Origin of the sequence: Massilia sp. CT11-108, assembly GCF_047302915.1 — a bacterium.
Taxonomy (GTDB): domain Bacteria; phylum Pseudomonadota; class Gammaproteobacteria; order Burkholderiales; family Burkholderiaceae_D; genus Telluria; species Telluria orientalis.
This window is the reverse complement of the sequence record NZ_JBKYMO010001729.1, coordinates 1-241: the sequence shown is the minus strand read 5'-3', so window position 1 is coordinate 241 and position 241 is coordinate 1. Positions and strand designations below refer to the sequence as shown.

General features: G+C 51.9%; 1 protein-coding gene. It reads right to left on the bottom strand.

All coding sequences use genetic code 11. From position 1 onward, the window contains the following. The coding region (locus ACEN88_RS36170; protein ID WP_413347193.1) for a hypothetical protein at positions 1-198 on the bottom strand (198 nt) is incomplete at its 3' end. Positions 199-241: the final 43 nt, after the last annotated feature.

The following is a 241-nucleotide window of genomic DNA, read 5'->3' as shown; positions in this document are numbered from 1 at the left end:
GGACAGACCCCTGCGATTGTTTCCGGCATACTTCTCCCTCTTGCCCATGTCGTTGAGCGATTCTGATCGGGTGGCTTGTGTTTTCGTGCGATGCATCGGGAGATTGGTCGAGCCAGTCTTTTCACAGAGCAGCGAGACATCAGTGAACTTGACGACCCAGAGATCATGATGCTCCGTTCGATTGAGGATGTCGCTCAATCTCTTGAACGATTTACGCTGGCCGGTAGTATCATTTCGACCA